This window comes from Pseudomonas sp. GW456-12-10-14-LB2 (assembly GCF_002884345.1).
GTDB classification, from domain to species: domain Bacteria; phylum Pseudomonadota; class Gammaproteobacteria; order Pseudomonadales; family Pseudomonadaceae; genus Aquipseudomonas; species Aquipseudomonas paraglycinae.
Map to the genome: position 1 here is coordinate 47,341 of NZ_POHV01000019.1, position 20,781 is coordinate 68,121.

Below are 20,781 nucleotides of genomic sequence, written 5' to 3' on the forward strand. Positions count from 1 at the left end.
AAGTGCTTTATTGCCAGTTTCCGGTTGAACCAAGCAAGTTTTTCAAAGCCCAAACCGCACTTGCGGATGGCACCGTTTTTCAGGTTGGCAACGACCGGAACGGTACGGGTGTTGCAGTCGTTACTGCCACCCTGGAAGTAATCCGGCTCGAGCCTTGGCTCGCGGCCGAAAACTTCGGCAAGGATGCGGCGTCATTAGCCTTTTTCCTACTGGTCCGAAGTTGTTATGCCCGACACCCGTCGGTTGTAGTGCTTCGGACCAGAACGGTGAGCACCATGATGGTGCCCAAACAAACATAGAGAATGTGGAGATCACCCCCCATGCAAACCGACACAACTCGCGAGAACCCGCAGGGCACCTTGCCGCAGGCCGCCGATTCGAATTCGGATCTGGCTGCCACCGCGCCTGGCCAACTGCGCGTGATCAAGCGTAATGGCACTGTCGTTCCTTACACCGATGACAAGATCACCGTCGCTATCACCAAAGCGTTTCTCGCAGTTGAGGGCGGCACCGCTGCCGCTTCGTCGCGAATCCACGACACCGTTGCCCGCCTGACCGAACAGGTCACCGCGACCTTCAAGCGTCGCATGCCGTCGGGCGGCACCATCCACATCGAAGAAATCCAGGACCAGGTCGAACTGGCCCTGATGCGTGCCGGCGAGCAGAAAGTGGCTCGCGACTACGTGATCTACCGTGATGCCCGTTCCAAGGAACGCGCCGTTCGCACCACCGCCGAAGCACCGGTACAGGCGCACCCGTCGATCCGCATCACCCGCGCCGACGGCACTCTCGCGCCACTGGACATGGGTCGCCTGAACACCATCGTCACCGAAGCCTGCGAAGGTCTGGCTGAAGTCGACGGCGACCTGATCCAGCGCGAAACCCTGAAGAACCTGTACGACGGCGTGGCCCTGAACGACGTCAACACCGCTCTGGTGATGACCGCGCGTACCCTGGTCGAGCGCGAGCCGAACTACTCGTTCGTGACCGCCCGCCTGCTGATGGACACCCTGCGTGCCGAAGGCCTGGGCTTCCTGGGCGTGGCCGAGAGCGCCACTCACCACGAGATGGCCGACCTGTACGCCAAGGCACTGCCGGCCTACGTCGCCAAAGGTATCGAGTTCGAACTGCTGAACCCTGTTCTGGCCTCCTTCGACCTGGAAAAACTGGGCAAGGCGATCAACCACGAGCGCGACCAGCAATTCACCTACCTGGGCCTGCAGACCCTGTACGACCGTTACTTCATCCACAAGGATGGCGTGCGTTTCGAACTGCCGCAGATCTTCTTCATGCGCGTGGCCATGGGGCTGGCGATCGAAGAGAAGCAGAAAGAAGACCGTGCGATCGAGTTCTACAACCTGCTGTCCTCGTTCGACTACATGGCTTCGACCCCGACCCTGTTCAACGCCGGTACCCTGCGTCCACAGCTGTCGAGCTGCTACCTGACCACCGTGCCGGATGACCTGTCGGGCATCTACCACGCGATCCACGACAACGCCATGCTGTCGAAATTCGCCGGCGGTCTGGGCAACGACTGGACGCCGGTGCGTGCACTGGGTTCGTACATCAAGGGCACCAACGGCAAGTCGCAAGGCGTGGTTCCGTTCCTGAAAGTGGTGAACGACACCGCCGTCGCCGTTAACCAGGGTGGCAAGCGCAAAGGCGCTGTCTGTGCCTACCTGGAAACCTGGCACATGGACATCGAAGAGTTCATCGAGCTGCGCAAGAACACCGGTGATGACCGTCGTCGTACCCACGACATGAACACCGCCAACTGGATCCCTGACCTGTTCATGAAGCGCGTCTTCGATGACGGCAAATGGACCCTGTTCTCGCCGTCCGAAGTACCGGATCTGCACGACCTGACCGGCAAGGCCTTCGAAGAGCGCTACGAGTACTACGAAGCCCTGACCGAGTACCCGGGCAAGGTTAAGCTGTTCAAGACCATCCAGGCCAAAGACCTGTGGCGCAAGATGCTGTCGATGCTGTTCGAAACCGGCCACCCATGGCTGACTTTCAAAGACCCGTGCAACCTGCGTAGCCCGCAGCAGCACGTCGGCGTTGTTCACAGCTCGAACCTGTGCACCGAGATCACCTTGAACACCAACAAGGACGAGATCGCGGTCTGCAACCTGGGCTCGATCAACCTGCCGAACCACATCGTCGACGGCAAGCTGGACACCGCCAAGCTCAAGCGCACCATCGACGTCGCCGTGCGCATGCTCGACAACGTGATCGACATCAACTACTACTCGGTACCGCAGGCGAAGAACTCCAACTTCCGTCACCGTCCGGTCGGCCTGGGCATCATGGGCTTCCAGGACGCGCTGTACCTGCAGCACATCCCTTACGGTTCCGACGCTGCCGTCGAGTTCGCCGACAAGTCGATGGAAGCGGTCAGCTACTACGCGATCCAGGCTTCCTGCGACCTGGCCGACGAGCGCGGCTCGTACGAGACGTTCCAGGGTTCGCTGTGGTCCAAAGGCGTACTGCCGCTGGATTCGCAACAGATCCTGATCGAAGCACGCGGCCAGAAGTACATCGACGTCGACCTGACCGAATCCCTGGACTGGGCACCGGTTCGCGCCCGTGTACAGAAAGGCATCCGCAACTCGAACATCATGGCCATCGCACCGACCGCGACCATCGCCAACATCACCGGCGTATCGCAGTCGATCGAACCGACCTACCAGAACCTGTATGTGAAATCGAACCTGTCGGGCGAATTCACCGTGATCAACCCCTACCTGGTTCGCGACCTGAAGGCTCGCGGTCTGTGGGACTCGGTCATGATCAACGACCTGAAGTACTACGACGGTTCGGTTCAGCAGATCGAGCGCATCCCGCAAGAACTCAAAGAGCTCTACGCGACCGCATTCGAAGTGGACACCAAGTGGATCGTTGACGCCGCCAGCCGTCGTCAGAAGTGGATCGACCAGGCCCAGTCGCTGAACCTGTACATCGCCGGCGCATCGGGCAAGAAGCTGGACGTGACCTACCGCATGGCCTGGTACCGTGGTCTGAAAACCACCTACTACCTCCGCGCCCTGGCCGCGACCAGCACCGAGAAGTCGACCATCAACACCGGCAAGCTGAACGCTGTATCCAGCGGCGGCAACCACGGCGACGACTCGGTCCTGGCAGCCCCTGCCGGCCCGGCTCCAGTACCGAAGGCTTGCGCCATCGACGAGCCGGATTGCGAAGCTTGCCAATAAGCTGAGCTGAATCGGGCGTTGCGAAACGCCTGATCCGAGAAACCCCCGACAGACTTCTGGTTTGTCGGGGGTTTTCTTTTGCCCGCGATAAAAGCAAAAGCCGCCCTCACCCTAGCCCTCTCCCGGAGGGAGAGGGGACTGACCGAGGTGTTTGGGAGAGATACGCCGACGTGAAATACCGATGTGAACTTGGGTTTTGAAACGCATCCAACTCAACTCCCGCATCTTCCTCTCCAAAGCCCCCTCACCCTAACCCTCTCCCGAGGGAGAGGGGACTGACCGAGTTGTTTGGGAGAGATACGCCGACGTGAAAGACCGAGTTGAACTAAAGCAAACATCCCTGCTTCCACCACTCAATACGATGAGCGTTAGCTCGAGTAAGGCTTTTGACGTGCCGGCCCCATCGGAAGGCTGAGTGGAGGGATTTATCCGGGGGTGGAAGCGCAGCGACCGTGCGGCGCAGCCGCATGCATCGAGAGGAGGTGCAGCGAAGCAAACCGTAGGCGATGCCCCCGGATGAATCCCGTAACGAAGGAACACCGAGCCAAAGCGAGGTGCCGAACGCCGGGGCCCAGCGTTTTGGTTCCTTTTGGGCGTTTGCAAAAGGGACTCGCCGTAAGGGCGAAACCGCCAGCGGCAACACCCGCAGAAACGGATAAACACCCCAAACCGCAGCCAAAAAAAAGCCCCTCAAAAAGAGGGGCTCCCATACAAAACCAAACCCAGAAATCAGGTCATCTGAATAATGGTCTGCATAATGGTGCTCTGAGTCGAAATGGTCTTGGCATTCGCCTGATAGTTACTCTGACCCTTGATCAGATCAACCAGCTCATTGGTCAGGTTAACGTTCGACTCCTCCAGCGAGTTCGAAACAACCGAACCCAACGTACCGGTCTCCGGCGCATCGTAGCCCGGAATGCCCGAAGCGTAAGTCTCTTTCCAGCTGGTACCACCAATCGGCTGCAGACCCTGCTCGTTGGTGAAGCTCGCCAGCGCAACCTGGCCGATGGCCTTGCTCTGGTTATTGCTGAAGTTGGCAAACAGCGTACCGGTACCGTCGATGGTCAGGTTGGTGATCTGGCCAGTCGCGTAACCATCCTGAGTCGGGATCGAACGCGCGGTGTCAGCGTTGAACTGAGTGGTCTTGGCCATCGAAATGGTGATGCCAGCCGGGTTCGCCGAAGCACCGTTGGCCTTCCACACGCCGTTGGTGACAGTACCCGGTACCCAGCCAGTGAGTTTCAGGTCGCTGCTGATCACGGCAGGCGGCGTGCTGACCTGAGTCAGTTGACCGGTGGAGTCGAAGGTCATGGTCGAAGCGACAGGTGCGGTGACTTTCGGATCGCTGCCGGTAGCATCCGGGTTACGACCGTCTACCAGGGTGTAGACCTTCCAGGTGTTGGCACCGGTTTTCACCATGTATTGGTCCATGACGTGGGAGTTACCCTGGCTGTCATAGATCGGGGTGCTGAACGACTTGGTGTAGGTCTCGGTCTTGCTAGGGTCGAACTTGCCGGCCGCCACTGTGTCGTCGATCACCGGAGCGGTCGAGTTCAGGTTGATGGTCGAGGTCACCAGCGAGGTGGACTTCGGCGCGAGGTTCGAGGTGTCGATCTTCAGGTCGGTCAACACGCCGTTGATGACCTTGCCGTTGGAGTCCACACCATAGCCTTGCAGACGCGAGGTGTAGTCGGTGTTGGTGATGAAGCCGTCCTTGTCGACCTTGAACGTACCGGCACGGGTGTAGGAGATCGAGCCGTTGTTGCTCAGGGTGAAGAAGCCCGAACCGTTGATGCCCATGTCCAGCACGTTGCCGGTGTTGTTGATGTCGCCTTGGGTGAACTGCTGGGAAACGTTGGCCAGGCGCACACCGTTGCCGATGACCTTGCTGCCGCTACCCAGGCGAGTGGCCGAGTAGACGTCTTCGAATTCTGCACGGGACGATTTGAAACCGGCGGTCGCAACGTTGGCGATGTTGTTGCCGGTCACGTCCAGTTGCTTGTTGGCTGCATAGAGACCGCTAAGGCCGATATTGAAAGACATATTCCACTCCTTTGTGCCGGTTAGTCGGCTCTATATACCAATGGTTTGTACTTTGGACAGGGCAACGGTGCCCTTGCCGGACAGGTTGAGCATCAGCTCGCCACCGGTCTGGCTGATCGTCACGCTGGTGACCGTGGCTGGCAGGTAGGTCGCCATATCGGTCGAGGTACCGTTGATCGAGGCGTTCGCCTTGACGGTGTAGGTACCGGTTTTCACCAGGTTGCCGTCCTTGTCCTTGCCGTCCCATGTGAAGCTCGCATTGCCGGCGGCGCGGCTGCCCAGGTCGATGGTGCGAACAACGGTGCCGCTGCTGTCGGTGATGGAGACGGTGCCGCCGGCAATCGACGACGGAACGGTGACCGAACCGGTCATGCCTTTGCTCGGATCGTCGAGCTGTACCGAGTTGGTCTGCACGATCACGTTGCGGCCGACCAGCGACGAAGCCTGCAGGGCTTGCGACGAGTTGTAGTTGCCGGCCAGCGAGCTGACGGTGCTGTTGAGGGTGGTGATCCCCTCAAGGCTGCTGAACTGCGCCAACTGGGCAACGAATGCGCTGTTGTCCTGCGGGTCGAGCGGGTTCTGGTTCTTCAGCTGGGTTACCAGCAGTTGCAGGAACGCGTCCTTGCCCAGGGCCTGGCCGCCGGTCGAGCTGTTGGTGGCCGAAGCGATGCCGCCGGTGGTCGTGCTACTGGTCTTCTTCGAAGAGTTGGCCAGTATGTCGTTCATCGTCAGGCTGCTGGTGGTATCGGTAACACTCATGGCAGTCGCCCCTTATTACTGACCGAGGGTCAGTACCTTCTGCATCATGGTCTTGGCGGTGTTCATCATTTCGGCGTTGGTCTGGAACGACCGGCTCGCGGAAATCATGTCAGCCATTTCTTCCACCACGTTGACGTTCGGGTAGTAGACGTAGCCCTTTGCGTCGGCTGCCGGATGGTTCGGCTCGTAGCGCGCTTCGAGGTTGCTCTGGTCTTCGACCACGCCCATGACCTGCACGCCCTGGCCCGCAGCATCCTGGTTCTGGAACAGCGAATTGCTGCCGCCGCTCTGGCCGCCCTGGAACATGGTGGCGAATACCGGGTGACGGGCACGGTAGGTCTGATCGATGCTCGACGAGACGGTCTCGGCGTTGGCGATGTTCGAAGCCACGGTGTTGAGGCGGGTGGTCTGGGCGCTCATGCCGCTGCCGGCAATGTTGAAAACGCTGGACAGGGACATGGATTACTCTCCGCGCAGGGCTGATACCAGCCCTTTGAATTTGCTGTTGAGCAGGGTGAAGCTGGCCTGGAAGCCGACCGCGTTTTCCGCGTAGTTCGACTGTTCCAGCTGGGCGTCCACGGTGTTCTGGTCGATCGACGGCTGCATCGGCGTGCGATACATCAGCGACTCGTCGCCATTGCCCAGCCCTTCAGCTTCGATGTGACGGCTGTTGGTCATGTTCAGGGCGATGGTGCCGTTGGCGTTCTTCTGGCTCTGTGCTTCGAGCACTTTGGAGAACTCCAGATCCCGCGCCTTGTAGTTCGGGGTATCGGCGTTGGCGATGTTGTTGGCCAGCACTTCGGCACGCTGGGCGCGGAAGCCCAGAGCCTTTTCGTGAATGCCGAGCGCTTTATCGAAGCTGATGCTCATGTCGGGAACCTTCAGGTGACCGGATTTTTCGTAACAGGGTTATAGCAAGCGGCGTGCCAGTTTGAGAAAGCCCCGGATTACGGGGCTTTGCGCGGAACCGGCAACGCGGCAATGCCAGAAAAGCGGCAACCGGTTTCCGCCGGATGCCGCTTTTCTGCCGCCGCCTGCCACCGGCAAAACCTTCAGGCATAAAAAAACGGGAGCCCCTGAGGACTCCCGTTTCTTGTGTTGCCGGTCTTGATCACTTCGCCTGGTAGATGATCCCCGGGCTGCACTGAACCATCTGGTAATGATCCGGCAGACCGTTCAGCGCCTCGGAAGCGCCAAGGAACAGATAACCGCCCGGCTTCAGCGTGCTGTGGATGCGCAACAGGATGTCCTTCTTCACCTCGGCGGAGAAGTAGATCAGCACGTTGCGGCAGAACACGATGTCGAACTTGCCCAGGCTTGCGTAGCTGTCGAGCAGGTTGAACGAGCGGAACTCCACCCGGTTCTTGATCGGTGCCTTGATCACCCAGCGCCCCGGCCCTTTCGGGTCGAAGTAGCGCTGCAGACGATCGGCGGACAGACCGCGACCGATTGCCAGGCTGTCGTACTCGCCGGTCTTGCAGTTGGTCAGCATGCTGCCGGACAGATCGGTGGCAACGATCTGCACACCCATCTTCAACTGGCCGATGTTGGTCCGCTCGAACTCGTCGATCGACATCGACAGCGAATAGGGTTCCTGACCCGACGAGCAGGCCGCCGACCAGATCCGCAGACGCTGGTTGGGAGCGGCCTTGATCGCTTCGGGCAGCACCTTGTTCTTCAAGACTTCAAACGGATAGGTGTCGCGAAACCACAGGGTTTCGTTGGTCGTCATGGCATCGACCACCTGCTCGCGCAAACCGCTGCGCGGCTGGGTCTGGATGCGCTGAACCAGCTCACCCAGGGACTTGATGCCTTGCTGCTCCATCAGTTTGTTGAGACGGCTCGACACCAGGTACTGCTTGTTTTCACCGAGCAAAATGCCACAGGCTTTTTCCAGGAAGACCCGGAACTGTTCGAAATCCAAATTACCCGTAGACAAATGATGCCGCCTCTTAAATCGTGTTGAACGCCAGGGGCAAAAGGCCCTTAGCTGATATCTGCTGCTTTGATCCGGTCGACTACCCGGGATGCCAGGTCATCAGGACGGAATTTGGCCAGGAAGTCATCGGCACCGACTTTCTTGACCATCGCCTGATTGAACACACCCGACAACGAAGTATGCAGGATGATATGAAGCTTTTGCATGCGAGGGTCGCTGCGGATCTCGGCCGTCAGGGTGTACCCGTCCATCTCCGGCATTTCGATGTCGGAGATCATCATCAGGAACTCTTCTTCCGGCTTCTTGCCCTCGTCGACCAGCTTGCGCAGGTAATCCAGCGCCTGCTTGCCGTCGTTCAACGCCACCACTTCGACGCCGACCGTCTGCAGGCAACGCGTCACCTGCTTGCGCGCCACCGACGAGTCATCGACCGTCAGCACCCGCAGCGACAACGCCTTGCTCTGGGTCTCGACATCCACCACGCCGACCGAAATCGCTTCCGGCGTCGGCGCAACTTCCGCCAGCACCTTCTCGACGTCGATGATTTCGACTAACTGATTGTCGACCCGAGTCACAGCGGTCAGGTAATGATCGCGTCCGGTGCCCTTGGGCGGCGGATGGATCTCTTCCCAGTTCATGTTCACGATACGTTCCACCGAGCGCACCAGGAAACCCTGCGTCTTGGTGTTGTATTCCGTGATGATCACGAACGGACTGTTCTTGTCTTTCAAAGCACCGGAGCCGGTCGCCATCGCCAGATCAAGGATCGGAATGGTCGCCCCCCGGATATTCGCCACCCCGCACACGACAGGACTGGACTTGGGCATCAGCGTCAGTTGCGGGCATTGCAGCACTTCCCGAACCTTGAACACGTTGATCCCGTAGAGCTGCTGGCCGTCGAGACGGAACAACAACAGCTCCAGGCGATTCTGCCCCACCAGTTGCGTGCGCTGGTTCACCGAATCCATTACACCAGCCATGCCCAGACTCCTACACCAACGCCAAGTGTTGTTGCGACGCACATTCATTGCTAAACGGCACGGCGCTTGCTTTTTAACTCGTATGAACGCTCAAACGACATTTTTCCGACGCCTGACATCTCCCCTCCGCAGAGGGCTTTGCGCGATGTCCGCCATTTGCCTTTTTTTCGCTGGCAGCCCTGCCGGTGCTGATGCGGTTACCTTGCCTGACATGCTTATCGGCGTCACTCAGGGCTTTCTTGAATTCACCGTAGAAGACTATCTGGCTACCAGTCAAACGGAAGGCCGTTATGAAATCGAGGTCAACCAGCTCGATCCACGCATGCGCATGCCTATGTGCGACAAGGAATTGACAGCGACACTGGAGAGTCCGGCACGCCCTCTGGGCCGTGTCACGGTCAAGGTCCGCTGCGAAGGCACCTCCCCCTGGACGGTGTTCGTGCCCGCTCAAGTCCGCCTGTTTCGCGAGATTGTGACCACCACGCGACCACTCAAACGCGCCGGCATCATCGAGCCTCAGGACGTGACGTTGCGCGAACGCGACGTCAGCACGATCAATCAGGGTTTCCTGACGTCGGTGGATGAAGCGATCGGACAAAAATTGACCCGACCAACGGTAGCCGATCAAGTCATTACCCTGGTGCATCTGGAACAGGCGGAAGTGGTTCGCAAGGGCGATCAAGTGGTGATCACCGCCCGCAGCGGCACCCTCGCCGTCCGCATGCCGGGCGAAGCCCTGTCGAACGGCGGCCTGAAAGAACAGATTCGGGTGAAAAACCTCAATTCCCAACGGGTTATCAAGGCGCAGGTTATCGCGCCGGGCCAGGTGGAAGTTGCCATGTGAGCGGCCATGTAGCGGTGATGTGAGCGGCTGTATGAACGGATATTTGAAAAGCCTCTGAGTACTCAAGCAGAAAACTGGCGCTGACCAGAGCTGTTCCCTAAACTGTGCCGCAGCAGGATCTGCAACGGCGCATGCAAGCTCATTGCTAAATGAGCCTAAAGTTTTCCAGGGGATGGCCGAGAACATGGCAAGCGTCCAAATTCCCAGAGGTTTTTAACATGGTCATCGATTTCAGCCGTTTGAACAGCTCCTCGTCACTTACGGGCAGTACACGTACCAGCAACGCCAAGGAAACCGCCGAAACCGGCACCTCCGCGCCGCTGAATACCCCGGCCGAACAGGCCAGTACCGCAAAAAGCGGGGAATCGGTACACCTCAGCAATGAGGCTCAACAGTTGCAGAAGGTCACTGACAAGCTGCGCGATCAGCCTGCCGTCGATAAAGCCCGCGTGGCCGAGTTGAAAGCAGCGATTGCCGATGGCAGCTACAAGGTCGACAGCAACCGTGTAGCCAGCAAACTGCTTAATTTCGAAGCCCAGCGCTAGGCCTCGGTCAGCGCCAGGCTTTTGGACGCTTAAAACCCAAGGCCAGCCATGCACGACACTAATCTATTGCAACTGATCACCGACGACTTTGCTCCAGCTCAACAATTGCTGGAGTTGCTGCAAACCGAGTCCCTCGCCTTGCACGGTCGCGACATGCCTCTGCTGGAAGAAATTCTGGCGCGCAAACAGGCATTGATCATTCTGCTCGAACAGCATGGCCGCAAGCGCAGCGAAATCCTCGCCAGTCTCAACCTGTCGCTCGACCGCGCCGGCCTGGAACAACTGGCCAGCCAGTCGAGCATCGGCGACCAATTGCTGAGCCAGAGCGATGTCCTGACCGACCTGATTGCCCAGTGCCAGGCGGCCAACGTCAAGAACGGCCAGTCGATCATCATGCAGCAGGCCGCCACGGCCAATCAGCTGAAAATCCTCACCGGCGGCGAGCCTCCCGCGCTCTACGACGCCAGTGGCACCTTCTCCAAACTGCAGAAACCGCGCGCGCTCAGCCAGGCGTGATGCTTTCTTCTATGCTTGCGCCCTATCAACGTGCGAAACATGCTGGCAAAATACTGGCCAGCCGTAGTCAAATTTTGTCTGGAGATTGATTTAACGTGTCCAACGATGACGCTCCGCAGCCCCCAAAGGTGCTCACCACGCCCCTGGAGATCTCCAGCAATCTGCGCCAGCTGCAAGAGAGCCACGATCCGCTGATCATCACCTTTCACGAGCGTAGCCAGCGCTTCCAGAGCTACCTGATTGAAGTCGATCGCGAAAACGGTTCGATCAAGCTTGATGAAATGATCCCGCGCGACGGCGAACGTTTTCTGGAAGCAGGCGAACCGTTCAAGGTTGAGGGCTTTCATGATGGCGTGCGCATCGCCTGGGAATGTACAGGGACGCTGAGCATCAAGGATTCCGACGGCGACCGCTTCTACAGCGGCGACCTGCCCAGCGAAGTGGTTTATCACCAGCGCCGCAATGCCTTCCGCGCCGCCCTGAAGCTGACCGACCTGGTCAGCGTCGAACTGGGTGGCGAAAAGCTCAAGTCGCCGATCGGCGGCAAACTGCTGGATATCTCTGCCACCGGTTGCAAGCTGCGTTTCGAAGGCGACATCACTGACCGCCTGCAACTGGGCCAGGTCTATGATCGCCTGATCGCCGCGCCGCTGTTCGGCAACCAACCGGTATCGGTCGAGCTGCGTTACCTGCACTTCGAAGAAAAGCTCAACATCACCTTCGCCGGCCTGCGCTTTCACAACATCAGCGGCCCGGCGGCCCGCAACGTCGAGCGTTTCGTTTATCAACTGCAGCGCGAAGCGCGTCGGTTCGATAAAGACGATCTCTGATCGGCAGGCATGAAAAACGGGCAGTCACTGCGGTGACTGCCCGTTTTTTTATGCCCGGATCACGGCTTGGCGGGAGTGATGTCCGGCCCCTCGTCTTCGACTGTCGAGTCGGTGGGCGCGGCAGATTCTGGCTCCGGTTCAGGTTCTGGCTCAGGCTCCGGTTCAGGAGCGACCGTATTCTGCATCTGCTCCTGCACCACTTGTTCGTCAACCCGCGGGTCAAGCGCTGCTACCAGCGGCGAACTGGACATGCTGTCCGGCATCGCCACGTGATGCAGCGGTGCATCGTCCACCTGGTGCAGATTGGTCACGGCTTTCGGTCGGATCCGCCACACCAGCACCAGCGCGAAAAAGGTGAAGAACGCATACAGGCTCTGCGGCCCGAACAGCTTCATCAGCACCCCGGCCGCCAGCGGCCCGATACTGGCGCCCACGCCGTAAGTCACCAGCAGCATCGCCGTCAGCGACACCCGGCGCTCGCCTTCGACGTGGTCGTTGGAGAACGCCACCGCCAACGGGTACAGGCAAAACTGCACCAGCGAGCAGAGGAAGCCGACCACGAACAGAACCTCCAGCGGCACCTGCGGCAGGATCGCCAGCGGCAACGCGGCAATCGCGAGGAACAACGCAAAGCAACGAATCAGCAGCGCCCGGTCATAGCGGTCGGACAACCAGCCCAGCGGCCACTGCACCACCAACCCGGCAAAAATGCAGCTACCCATGAACAGACCGACCTGCTCGGTGGACAGCCCCTGCTGCGAGGCATACAGCGGCGCCAGACCGTAGAACGAACCGATGATCAGCCCCGCCCCGAGCACCGTGCTCAGCGACTGCGGCACACGCTTGATAAAGAAGCGCGGCTCCATCGGCGCCGGGTGCAGCGGCGCCGGGTGAATCCGTCGGGTCAGTGCCACCGGCACCAGACACAGGGCGAAGCACAGCGCGACCAGCATCAGCAGTTCCAGGCCAAGGCCCGGGTGCATGACCAGAATCAGCTGACCGAGCACCAGCCCCAGATACGACGCGATCATGTAGCCGCTGAACACCAGACCGCGCTGATTGGCGTCAGCCTGCTCGTTCAGCCAGCTCTCGATGACCATGTATTGGCACATCATGCCGAGGCCGACGATGGTCCGCAGCACCAGCCAGGCCGGCAGCCAGTCCACCAGGCCATGACCGAGCACCGCCGCACCGACGATCCCGGCACACGCCGAGTAGGCACGGATATGCCCGACCCGGGCAATCAGGCGGTGACCGATCTTGCCGCCCAGCACCAGACCGAAATAGTTGGCCGCCATCAACGCACCGACCCACAACCCGTCGACATGGTCGGCAGCCAGACGCAAAGCCAGATAAGTAGAAAGAAGGCCCGAGCCGATCAACATCATCAGCGAGGCGAAATACAGCGCTCGAAAGGATTTCCAGATTTGGCGCATCGGCGTTCCGAGCGGCTCCTTGCGGTAAGTATCGGGCTATCAAACGATAGCCCGACGGCGACATGTCGTCAGGCCTGGGCTGCTAGAACACGGCGTTCCCAGGGAGTGATTTCGTCAAAGAAACTGGTCAACTCCATGGTCTTCGAAGCGATGTAGCCTTCGATGAACTCCGTGCCGAACAGTTCCTTTGCAAGCTGGCTGTGTTTCAGACGTTCGAGCGCCGCGTGCAAGGTACACGGCAGCGAAAGATGGTCCGGCACGTCGAACTCGCCTTGAATCGCTTCGCTTGGTTCGAGTTCATGCTCGATGCCGTACAGGCCGGCGGCCAGGCTAGCAGCGATGGCCAGATACGGGTTGGCATCGGCGCCCGGCAAGCGGTTCTCGACCCGACGCGCGACCGGCGAACTGGCCGGGATACGCAGGCCGGCGGCGCGGTTGTCGTGGGACCAGCAGGCATTGTTCGGCGACGCAAACGGATGGCACAGGCGCTGGTACGAATTGACGTTCGGCGCAAACAGCGCGGTGAAATCAGCCATGCCCGCCTGCTGCCCGCCGATGAAGTGGCGGAACATCGCGGTCGTCTGACCGTCCGCATCGCTGAACACATTCTTGCCGCTGCCGATTTCGACGATGCTCTGGTGAATGTGCATCGAACTGCCTGGCGTGTGCGCCAGCGGCTTGGCCATGCACACCACCGTCAGGCCGTGCTTGAGCGCGACTTCCTTGAGCAGGTGCTTGAACAGGAAGGTCTGGTCGGCCAGCAACAGTGGATCACCGTGCAGCAGGTTGATCTCGAACTGGCTGACGCCCATTTCGTGCATGAAGGTATCGCGTGGCAGGCCCAGAGCCGCCATGCATTTATAGACTTCACTGAAGAACGGTCGCAGACCGTTGTTGGAACTGACGCTGAACGCCGAATGACCGTCCTCGCGACGACCATCGAGACCGACGGGCGGCTGGAACGGTTGGTTCGGGTCGGTGTTCGGAGCGAACACAAAGAATTCGAGTTCGGTCGCCACCACCGGCGCCAGACCTAGGGCTGCGTAGCGGGCAATGACCTTCTTGAGCTGACCACGGGTCGACAGGTTGGAGCTTTCGCCGGTCAGCTCGTCGGCATCACAGATGGCAAAGGCCCGCGGCTCTTCACTCCATGGCAACGGATGGATCTGCCCCGGATCGGCCACCAGCGCCAGGTCACCGTCATCGCTGCCATAGAATTTCGCGGCGGGATAACCACCCATGATGCATTGCAGCAGCACCCCCCGGGCCAACTGCAAACGCCGCCCTTCGAGGAAACCCTCGGCGGTCATTACCTTGCCACGTGGCACACCGTTCAAATCCGGCGTGACACATTCAATCTCATCAATGCCCGTCAATCGCTGCGCGAGTGAACGCTGGCCATCGGTTGTCATGACGCAATCCTTGTTATTGTGCGAGCCGCGAACGGCGACCCGGACAAAATAGGCTTCGGCTGTTCGGAATATCAAGCAGCAGCCAACAAAAAGAATTCCGGTCGATGCATCCGTGATTCAGGGCAGGTAAATACTGAACACGCCGCCGCCCAGCGGGCCGCCATTACGAATCTCGGTCCGGCCGCCAACACCGTTGCGCTGATGCAGCGCGGCAATGCGCCCGGCGAAGTACAGACCCAGCCCGGTGCTGCCACTGCTGTGGTTGATGCCCTGCACGTAATCGGACTGGCGCTCGAGCATTTCGGCCGGGTAACCGTCGCCGTCGTCATTGATGCTCAGCACCAATTGCCCGGCTTCGTCGCTGACGGTGATCAGCAGCGATTCACGGGCGTAACGGATCGCGTTGTTGATGCAGTTGCCCAGCACAGAGGCGATCAGTTCGCGATCAAAGAAACCCAGCGGACTGAGCGGATCGACTTCGTAAGTGGCGATGATTCCACGACTGGCGAACACTTCCTGATGCGCCGCCAGTTGCGCTTCGATGAAATCGTCCAGCTCGTGATAGGCCGGCTGCAACGGCATCTGATTCACCCCAAGCTTGTACAGCCCGAGCAGTTGCACCAGCATGCCGTTGAGGTGGGCGAACTCGAAGTCGATCACGCCCTGCTCCGGCCCCTGGCGCTGCGCTTCGGGCAAGCGTGCCAGCCATTGGCTGTGGGCCTGCATCAGCATCGCCAGAGAGTTCTTCATGTCGTGCACGGTGGAGGCGATCACCGTGGAAAAATCCAGTGCCTGCTCGTCTTGGTTCATTCGCCAAACGCCTTGCTTTTCAGCTTCTGATAACGCGGATAACGCGCGTCGGTGTCGGGCATCAGACCCACCAGTTTCAGGCAGGCCCGACATTCTTCCAGCTCCGCCGACGGCACATTGGTGTCGGTGCCGTGCAGCAGCGACTGGGCCATGTTCAGCGCGATACTGATGTTCTTCGGTTGCATCTTCAGCGCCTTGCGGAACACCTCGCGGGCCTCCACCAGGTTGCCGGTCTTGTACACGCGCACGCCCTGACGGTTGAGGTCGGCGGCGGCGTTGCTGGAGCTGAGAATAGTCGGGTCGTCGGTGAGCTTGGCGATGTCTTTCATCACCGTCGGGTCATCGCCGTAGATTTCCGCACAGCTCTTGAGCATCGAAGTGCCCGCCTCGGCCTGGCCGAGCATCTGCAATTGCTTGGCGACCAGCAACGCCGCCTCGGGGCTCATGAACTGCTCCATGCCGTCAAGGCGCATCAACGCTTGCTCGGTGAGCTTCTCGGCGGTCTCGGCATCGTTGAGCAACAGGCTCGTGGCCTTCATCAGACGCGCGCGAATCTGCAGGCCCGGGTCGGTAGGGTTTTCCTTGGCCACGGCGCTGAGGGTGGTGTTGATCTCCAGACGCGTACGGGTGTCGAGCCCGCGCTCGCTGCCCTTGCTGATCAGGGCATGGGCCAGGCCGAGATTGCTTTCCGGGTCCTTGAAGCGCGATTGCGCGCCCTGATTCACCGCCTGGCGGTAAGCCCGGGAAGCCGTCTCGAAATCTTCGTTGGCCATCGCCAGCTTGCCCAGCAACGCCTGACGGCGCACCGCCAGCGGCGACAGGCGAATCGCCTCCTCCAGCACTTGCTGCGCGCCTTTGGTATCGCCTTCGGCGACCAGCACGTCAGCCATGCCGTCATACAGCGCCGGCATCATCGGGAAGACCTTCAGGGCTTTTTCATAAACGCCTTTGGCCTGACTGACCTGCCCGCGCTTGAACAGCAACTTGCCCAACCCGGCAAACGCCCAAGGCAACGGCCGGTCGGCGATGATGCTGTCGTAAAGGCGCTCGAGCGCTTCGTTCTGGTTCATGTCGCGCAACGCATCGGCGCGATAGCGCAGGCACAGCGGCGAATAACGGATGTCCTGTTTGCACAGGGCGATACAGGCATTGAGCACCTCGACCGGTTTGCCACGGTCGAGGGCTTGCAGAATCGGCTTGAGCAGGGTCTTGCGCTGCTCCAGACGTTCAAGCCGCTGAGCGAGGCCGGACCGATTGAACGGCTTGGTCAGGTACGCGTCCGGCTCGTGCTCCAGGGCACTGAGCACCATCGCCTGACTGGTCTCGGCCGTGACCATCACGAACACCGCTTCGTGGCTGATCAGCTTCTCCATCATCAGGTCTTCCAGCACCTGCTGGCCGTTCTTCTTGCCGTCACCGAGGTGGAAGTCCTGAAGGATGAAATCGTAGGACTTCTGCGCGCACATTTTCAGCGCCTGCTCACCAGTGTCTGCGGTGTCCACATCCTTGACGCCCAACTCGCGCAACATCGAACGCACGGAACTGCGGAAATCCGAGAAATCATCGACGATCAGAAAACTCTTTTGGTGATACGACAGCATCGAGGATTTCCAGGCAATTGAAGAGGATGGACCATTTCCAGGCGCGCAGATGATAGCTGCCGGCCAAATGCTATCAAGCGATTTCGCGCGACTCTGAAGTCACCGAATGGGTTATCGGCCGGATCAGGGGTTCTCTTGAAGCGAGGGTTCAAGATTCGTTGCGCAAGGATTACCCTGCGCGGCGGTTCTCACCTTCCAACGGCAAAGGATTCATCGTGTACATCAAGGGACGCTACATCGTGTCGGCCTGTGCGCTGCTGTTTTTGCAGCAGGCACTGGCGAGCGGAATGGACTGCACAAAGGCGGCGAGTGTTGTGGAGAAGGCGATTTGCGCGGACAAGCCGTTGCATGAGCTGGATGCGCAGATGGGGGCGGCTTACCGGAAATTGATGAAGGCTGCACCGGCGCAGGCGGAAGTGAAAAAGGCTCAGCGTCAGTGGCTGCAGGAGCGTGATCGATGTGGCGAGGAGGCCAGTTGTCTGAGCCAGCGTTATCAGGATCGTTTGCAGGTATTGCACGCGCAGTGGATCGAGGCTGTCGCCTACAAACCGGACGACGTTGATAAACAGGTCATGGAGGATCTGCAGCAGCGGGTTCGGGAGATGAGCAAGGAGAGTCCGGAGTTTGCGCTGGAGCGGGCGCTGAATTCTCTGACCCTTGGCTACGTCGGCAGCTCGTTTTCAGCCGAGCTGGATGACGATGAGCAACCGCTCTTCCCCACGACCATCCCCAAAGATGTCACGCAAGACGAGTGGAAAGCACTGCAAGCATCCGACATCAAGGGAGCCGCAGAGTCCGGCCAAACCTCTTACACCCTTATGGATCTGGATGGTGATGGCCAGCGTGACCTCATCGTGGAAACCTACTCCGGCGGCACCGGGATGTTTCATTACACGGAAACCTGGCGTCGGGGCGACAGCAGATTTATCAGGAGAACGGCTGAGATTGCCCCTCAGAACAGTAACGACAGCGTCCTTTTCTATACCAATGACCGCGGTGCCAATCAGGCCGTGTACCTGATCGGTGCTCGCGGAAAAGTCTATTTCGCCTACCAGAACGGCAGCTACGGCGAAGATCAGGTCTACCTGCTCAATCCCCTGCAGATCAACCGGCAGGTGCCGACGATCAGCGTGCGCTATGACTACCAACTGACCGTTCCACACACTCAGTACATCGAGGACAGCGACAAAGCCTACGAACTGGAACCGTCCCTGCAGAAAGTGCTCGCCAAAGCTGTGACCGGTCTGGACGCACATGCGGGGATGACGGGACAGCAGAAAACACCACTCTGCCCCATCCCTCCATCCGCCAAGGACACTGAGGAGTACTACGGCTATGGCGCGAGTTACTACGCGATCGAACCTGTCGCCGATTTCCCCGTAGTCATTGGTGATGATTGTTATGTCGCACGACTGATCAACTGGTTCGGTACCTACGACGAAAAAAGCGGTCTGCCTGCGTTACTGTTGATGCGCAAACCCGAGTCCGAAGATCCGCAGCGCAGTTATTCAGTGAACGGGCGCCGGCACATCACGCAGGTCAGCACGTCAGTCGGCAAAACCGAAGGCGGAGCTGATAATTTCTAAAGCCTCGCGCCTTTCGAAAGACAAAAAAGCCCCACCCAGATTTCTCTGCGTGGGGCTTTTCACTTCAGGGCGCTTCTCAGACCTCCGCCACCAACACATCGGCAATCCGAATACTCAACGCCGCACCTGTCAGCGTCGGGTTCACGCAGGAGGACGATGGCATGACGCTCGTCCCCGCAATGAACAGGTTGGAATGGTCGTGACTGCGGCAATCGCGGTCTACCACCGAGTCTTTCGGATCATCGCCCATGATGGTGGTGCCCATGATGTGCTGACGGTTCTGGAAGCCCGTGTCGGTGCTAAGGATGTCGGCGTCGAGCAGTTTTGCAAACTGCTTGAAGTCTTCCAGCGCCTTCTCTTTACCGGCGTGCCAGTAGTCGGGAACGCTGTAGTAGATCTCGGGAACCGGCAGACCGATGGCGTCGAACTTGGTCTTGCTCGGGGTGACCCGGTTTTCCGGCAGCGGCAAGGTTTCGAAGTCGACGGCCCAGTTCAGGGAGCGCGCCGATTGCAGGCGGATCTGCTCATCGAGCTTCGAGCCCAGCACGCCTTTGGCGATCAGGTTCGAGGTGATTTGCGACGTCGGCACGGTGTTGCGCACCTTGATCTTGTAGCTCGGGTAATCGTTGCGAAACGCGCCATCGCGACTGTTCAGATAGACCAGCAATTGCGTCGGCCCTTCGCCCGGCCACATGTCTTCCTTGGTCATGACGTTCATGCTGATGCCGGTGTGATCCATCAGGTTGCGCCCGACCTGATCCGAGGAGTTGGCAATCCCGTTCGGGTACTTTTCCGAGGTCGACATCAACAGCAGCTTCGGCGACTCGATACCGTATGCCGCCAGTACAAAGGCCCGGGCGGTCAGTTTGTGTTTGGACTTGTCGGGGCGCATGTACCAGATCGCGGTGATCTTGCCGTCGTCGCCCGCCTCGATCTTGTAGACGACAGAGTTGTCCAGCACCTTGGCGCCATGGCGCTCGGCCTCATCGATATGCATCGAACCGTCGTACTTGGCTGCAATCGGGCATACCGGGTTGCAGTTGTTGTTGCCGGCACAGGGAGGCCGTTTGCCATAGGGGCGGGTTGCCCGGCCGTTCGGCTCGAGGATCGGGTTATACCCGCCCTTGCTGAGCAATTCGGAGAGGCGCTTGAACATGTAGCTCGGCTTCAGGCCCTCCATCGGATAGGGAATCGAGCGCGGCGGATAGGCGTCCCCGCCCTGCCCGCTTTCGTCCTGGCCGTCGACACCGGAAACGCCCAGTTCGATTTCAGCCCGAGCGTAATACGGTTCCAGCTCGTCATAACTGATCGGCCAGTCACGACCACGGCCATACAACGACTTGAGACGAAAATCGTTGGGCAGCATGCGCCACAGCGAGGAACCGAAGTGCCAGGTGGTGCCGCCCACCACACGCAAGTAAGAAGTGTTGTATTTCACTGGCCCTACCTGCTGCAAATAGTCGCCGTAGGTCGACGGCGCGTGAGGCAGGCTCGGATAGGGCGACCCGGCGCCCTGCAGCTTGGCATTGGCCAGCGAGAGTTTCACCGGGGCATTGCGGAACGTTTCCACCACATCACGGCGATTCACCCGGGGACCGGCCTCGAGCACGATCACCGACTTGTTCGCTTTGGCCAGGCCCGTGGCGATCAGACCGCCCATGACACCGGAACCGATGATCACCACATCGGCATCGAATTGATCGCTGCTCATACTGTCGAGTCCTGAATGACTGCTGGTTTGGGACCCCATGAATCCGGGCCGCCACCGTAGGTTGGAATGATGAGAATGCCGTGAGTGGGCTGATACATCATGGCGAGGGAATAGCTGATCAGCTCCGCATCCGCCGGCTCACCGACGATGCCCAGATACCAGGCGGAAATGATGCTGGTGGCCGTAGCCCGCAGCGATGGATCCGGATTCGGTTGCGCCAGGTATTCATCGACATGCCGGTACCCCTGCGCGCCGATCAATTGCTTCAAGGCAATCACGTTGGTCGAGAAATTCGGCGCGCGCTTGTCCAGCGCAGCGTAATAACGATCGGCCAGAACCGGATTGACCGCACGGCTGACCAGAAACTGCGACAGCGCAATGAAATCGTCGCTCGATACCTGCGCTGCCAGCACCGACTGCCAGGGCAGCGCACTGCTGATCATCGCGGCCAGGCCCAGCGTCACGGAACCACGCAACAGATTGCGGCGAGTGAGCCCAGTCGAGCTTTCGGTTTGAGTTTTTTCGTGTTTGTGCGTCATTGAAGTGTCCATTGC

The 20,781-nt window shown here is 59.5% G+C and carries 18 protein-coding genes; 6 read left to right on the top strand and 12 right to left on the bottom strand.

Annotated elements, in window-relative coordinates:
* Positions 1 to 320 precede the first annotated feature (320 nt).
* Positions 321 to 3,215, top strand: a complete 2,895-nt coding sequence (locus tag C1X29_RS15180; protein ID WP_085745109.1) for a ribonucleoside-diphosphate reductase subunit alpha — start codon at positions 321 to 323, stop codon at positions 3,213 to 3,215.
* A 729-nt stretch (positions 3,216 to 3,944) separates the two neighbouring features.
* On the opposite strand, the gene flgE is transcribed toward C1X29_RS15180, so the two are convergent.
* The 6 genes from flgE to C1X29_RS15210 form a co-directional block, all read right to left on the bottom strand.
* On the bottom strand, positions 3,945 to 5,258 hold the full coding sequence (gene flgE, locus C1X29_RS15185) for a flagellar hook protein FlgE (RefSeq protein WP_085607420.1): 1,314 nt from the start codon (positions 5,256 to 5,258) through the stop codon (positions 3,945 to 3,947).
* A 30-nt stretch (positions 5,259 to 5,288) separates the two neighbouring features.
* Positions 5,289 to 6,017, bottom strand: coding sequence for a flagellar hook assembly protein FlgD (gene flgD / locus C1X29_RS15190; protein ID WP_085745111.1), 729 nt, complete (start codon positions 6,015 to 6,017; stop codon positions 5,289 to 5,291).
* A gap of 15 nt (positions 6,018 to 6,032) precedes the next feature.
* Positions 6,033 to 6,476, bottom strand: a complete 444-nt coding sequence (gene flgC / locus C1X29_RS15195; protein ID WP_007960329.1) for a flagellar basal body rod protein FlgC — start codon at positions 6,474 to 6,476, stop codon at positions 6,033 to 6,035.
* A gap of 3 nt (positions 6,477 to 6,479) precedes the next feature.
* On the bottom strand, positions 6,480 to 6,887 hold the full coding sequence (gene flgB, locus C1X29_RS15200; RefSeq protein WP_007960328.1) for a flagellar basal body rod protein FlgB: 408 nt from the start codon (positions 6,885 to 6,887) through the stop codon (positions 6,480 to 6,482).
* Between the two features lie 241 nt (positions 6,888 to 7,128).
* Positions 7,129 to 7,956 carry a protein-glutamate O-methyltransferase CheR gene (cheR, locus tag C1X29_RS15205; RefSeq protein WP_007960327.1) on the bottom strand — a complete coding sequence of 276 codons (828 nt, stop codon included), beginning with the start codon at positions 7,954 to 7,956 and terminating at the stop codon, positions 7,129 to 7,131.
* 47 nt (positions 7,957 to 8,003) lie between these two features.
* Positions 8,004 to 8,936 carry a chemotaxis protein CheV gene (locus C1X29_RS15210; RefSeq protein WP_007960326.1) on the bottom strand — a complete coding sequence of 311 codons (933 nt, stop codon included), beginning with the start codon at positions 8,934 to 8,936 and terminating at the stop codon, positions 8,004 to 8,006.
* 82 nt (positions 8,937 to 9,018) lie between these two features.
* Between C1X29_RS15210 and flgA the strand changes: the two genes are divergently transcribed.
* From flgA to C1X29_RS15230, 4 genes are all read left to right on the top strand, one after another.
* A complete protein-coding gene (gene flgA / locus C1X29_RS15215; RefSeq protein WP_102688146.1) occupies positions 9,019 to 9,780 on the top strand; it encodes a flagellar basal body P-ring formation chaperone FlgA in 762 nt (253 codons plus the stop codon).
* Positions 9,781 to 9,998: 218 nt separating this feature from the next.
* Positions 9,999 to 10,325 carry a flagellar biosynthesis anti-sigma factor FlgM gene (gene flgM / locus C1X29_RS15220; protein WP_007960324.1) on the top strand — a complete coding sequence of 109 codons (327 nt, stop codon included), beginning with the start codon at positions 9,999 to 10,001 and terminating at the stop codon, positions 10,323 to 10,325.
* A 48-nt stretch (positions 10,326 to 10,373) separates the two neighbouring features.
* Positions 10,374 to 10,841 (top strand): flagella synthesis protein FlgN, encoded by a 468-nt coding sequence (locus C1X29_RS15225; protein WP_007960323.1) that lies wholly within the window; start codon positions 10,374 to 10,376, stop codon positions 10,839 to 10,841.
* Positions 10,842 to 10,936: 95 nt separating this feature from the next.
* Complete coding sequence (locus tag C1X29_RS15230) at positions 10,937 to 11,671, top strand: flagellar brake protein (RefSeq protein ID WP_102717799.1); 735 nt, start codon at positions 10,937 to 10,939, stop codon at positions 11,669 to 11,671.
* A 59-nt stretch (positions 11,672 to 11,730) separates the two neighbouring features.
* Here C1X29_RS15230 and C1X29_RS15235 read toward each other — a convergent pair whose 3' ends face one another.
* The 4 genes from C1X29_RS15235 to C1X29_RS15250 all read right to left on the bottom strand — a co-directional run bounded on the left by C1X29_RS15235 (position 11,731) and on the right by C1X29_RS15250 (position 16,930).
* Positions 11,731 to 13,107, bottom strand: a complete 1,377-nt coding sequence (locus C1X29_RS15235; RefSeq protein WP_102717800.1) for an MFS transporter — start codon at positions 13,105 to 13,107, stop codon at positions 11,731 to 11,733.
* A 68-nt stretch (positions 13,108 to 13,175) separates the two neighbouring features.
* Positions 13,176 to 14,417 carry a glutamine synthetase family protein gene (locus C1X29_RS15240; protein WP_173940194.1) on the bottom strand — a complete coding sequence of 414 codons (1,242 nt, stop codon included), beginning with the start codon at positions 14,415 to 14,417 and terminating at the stop codon, positions 13,176 to 13,178.
* A 219-nt stretch (positions 14,418 to 14,636) separates the two neighbouring features.
* Positions 14,637 to 15,329 carry a sensor histidine kinase KdpD gene (locus C1X29_RS15245; RefSeq protein ID WP_102717802.1) on the bottom strand — a complete coding sequence of 231 codons (693 nt, stop codon included), beginning with the start codon at positions 15,327 to 15,329 and terminating at the stop codon, positions 14,637 to 14,639.
* Positions 15,326 to 16,930, bottom strand: coding sequence for a tetratricopeptide repeat-containing response regulator (locus C1X29_RS15250; protein WP_102717803.1), 1,605 nt, complete (start codon positions 16,928 to 16,930; stop codon positions 15,326 to 15,328). Before C1X29_RS15250 ends, C1X29_RS15245 begins: the two co-directional genes overlap by 4 nt.
* A 215-nt stretch (positions 16,931 to 17,145) precedes the next feature.
* Between C1X29_RS15250 and C1X29_RS15255 the strand changes: the two genes are divergently transcribed.
* Positions 17,146 to 18,516 carry a lysozyme inhibitor LprI family protein gene (locus C1X29_RS15255; protein ID WP_102717804.1) on the top strand — a complete coding sequence of 457 codons (1,371 nt, stop codon included), beginning with the start codon at positions 17,146 to 17,148 and terminating at the stop codon, positions 18,514 to 18,516.
* A 76-nt stretch (positions 18,517 to 18,592) separates the two neighbouring features.
* Here C1X29_RS15255 and C1X29_RS15260 read toward each other — a convergent pair whose 3' ends face one another.
* The gene (locus tag C1X29_RS15260) at positions 18,593 to 20,227 is read right to left on the bottom strand and encodes a GMC family oxidoreductase (protein ID WP_039772094.1); all 1,635 of its coding nucleotides are present in this window, start codon (positions 20,225 to 20,227) and stop codon (positions 18,593 to 18,595) included.
* Entirely contained in the window at positions 20,224 to 20,778 is a 555-nt protein-coding gene (locus tag C1X29_RS15265; protein WP_102717805.1) for a sugar dehydrogenase complex small subunit, read from the bottom strand. Before C1X29_RS15265 ends, C1X29_RS15260 begins: the two co-directional genes overlap by 4 nt.
* Positions 20,779 to 20,781: the final 3 nt, after the last annotated feature.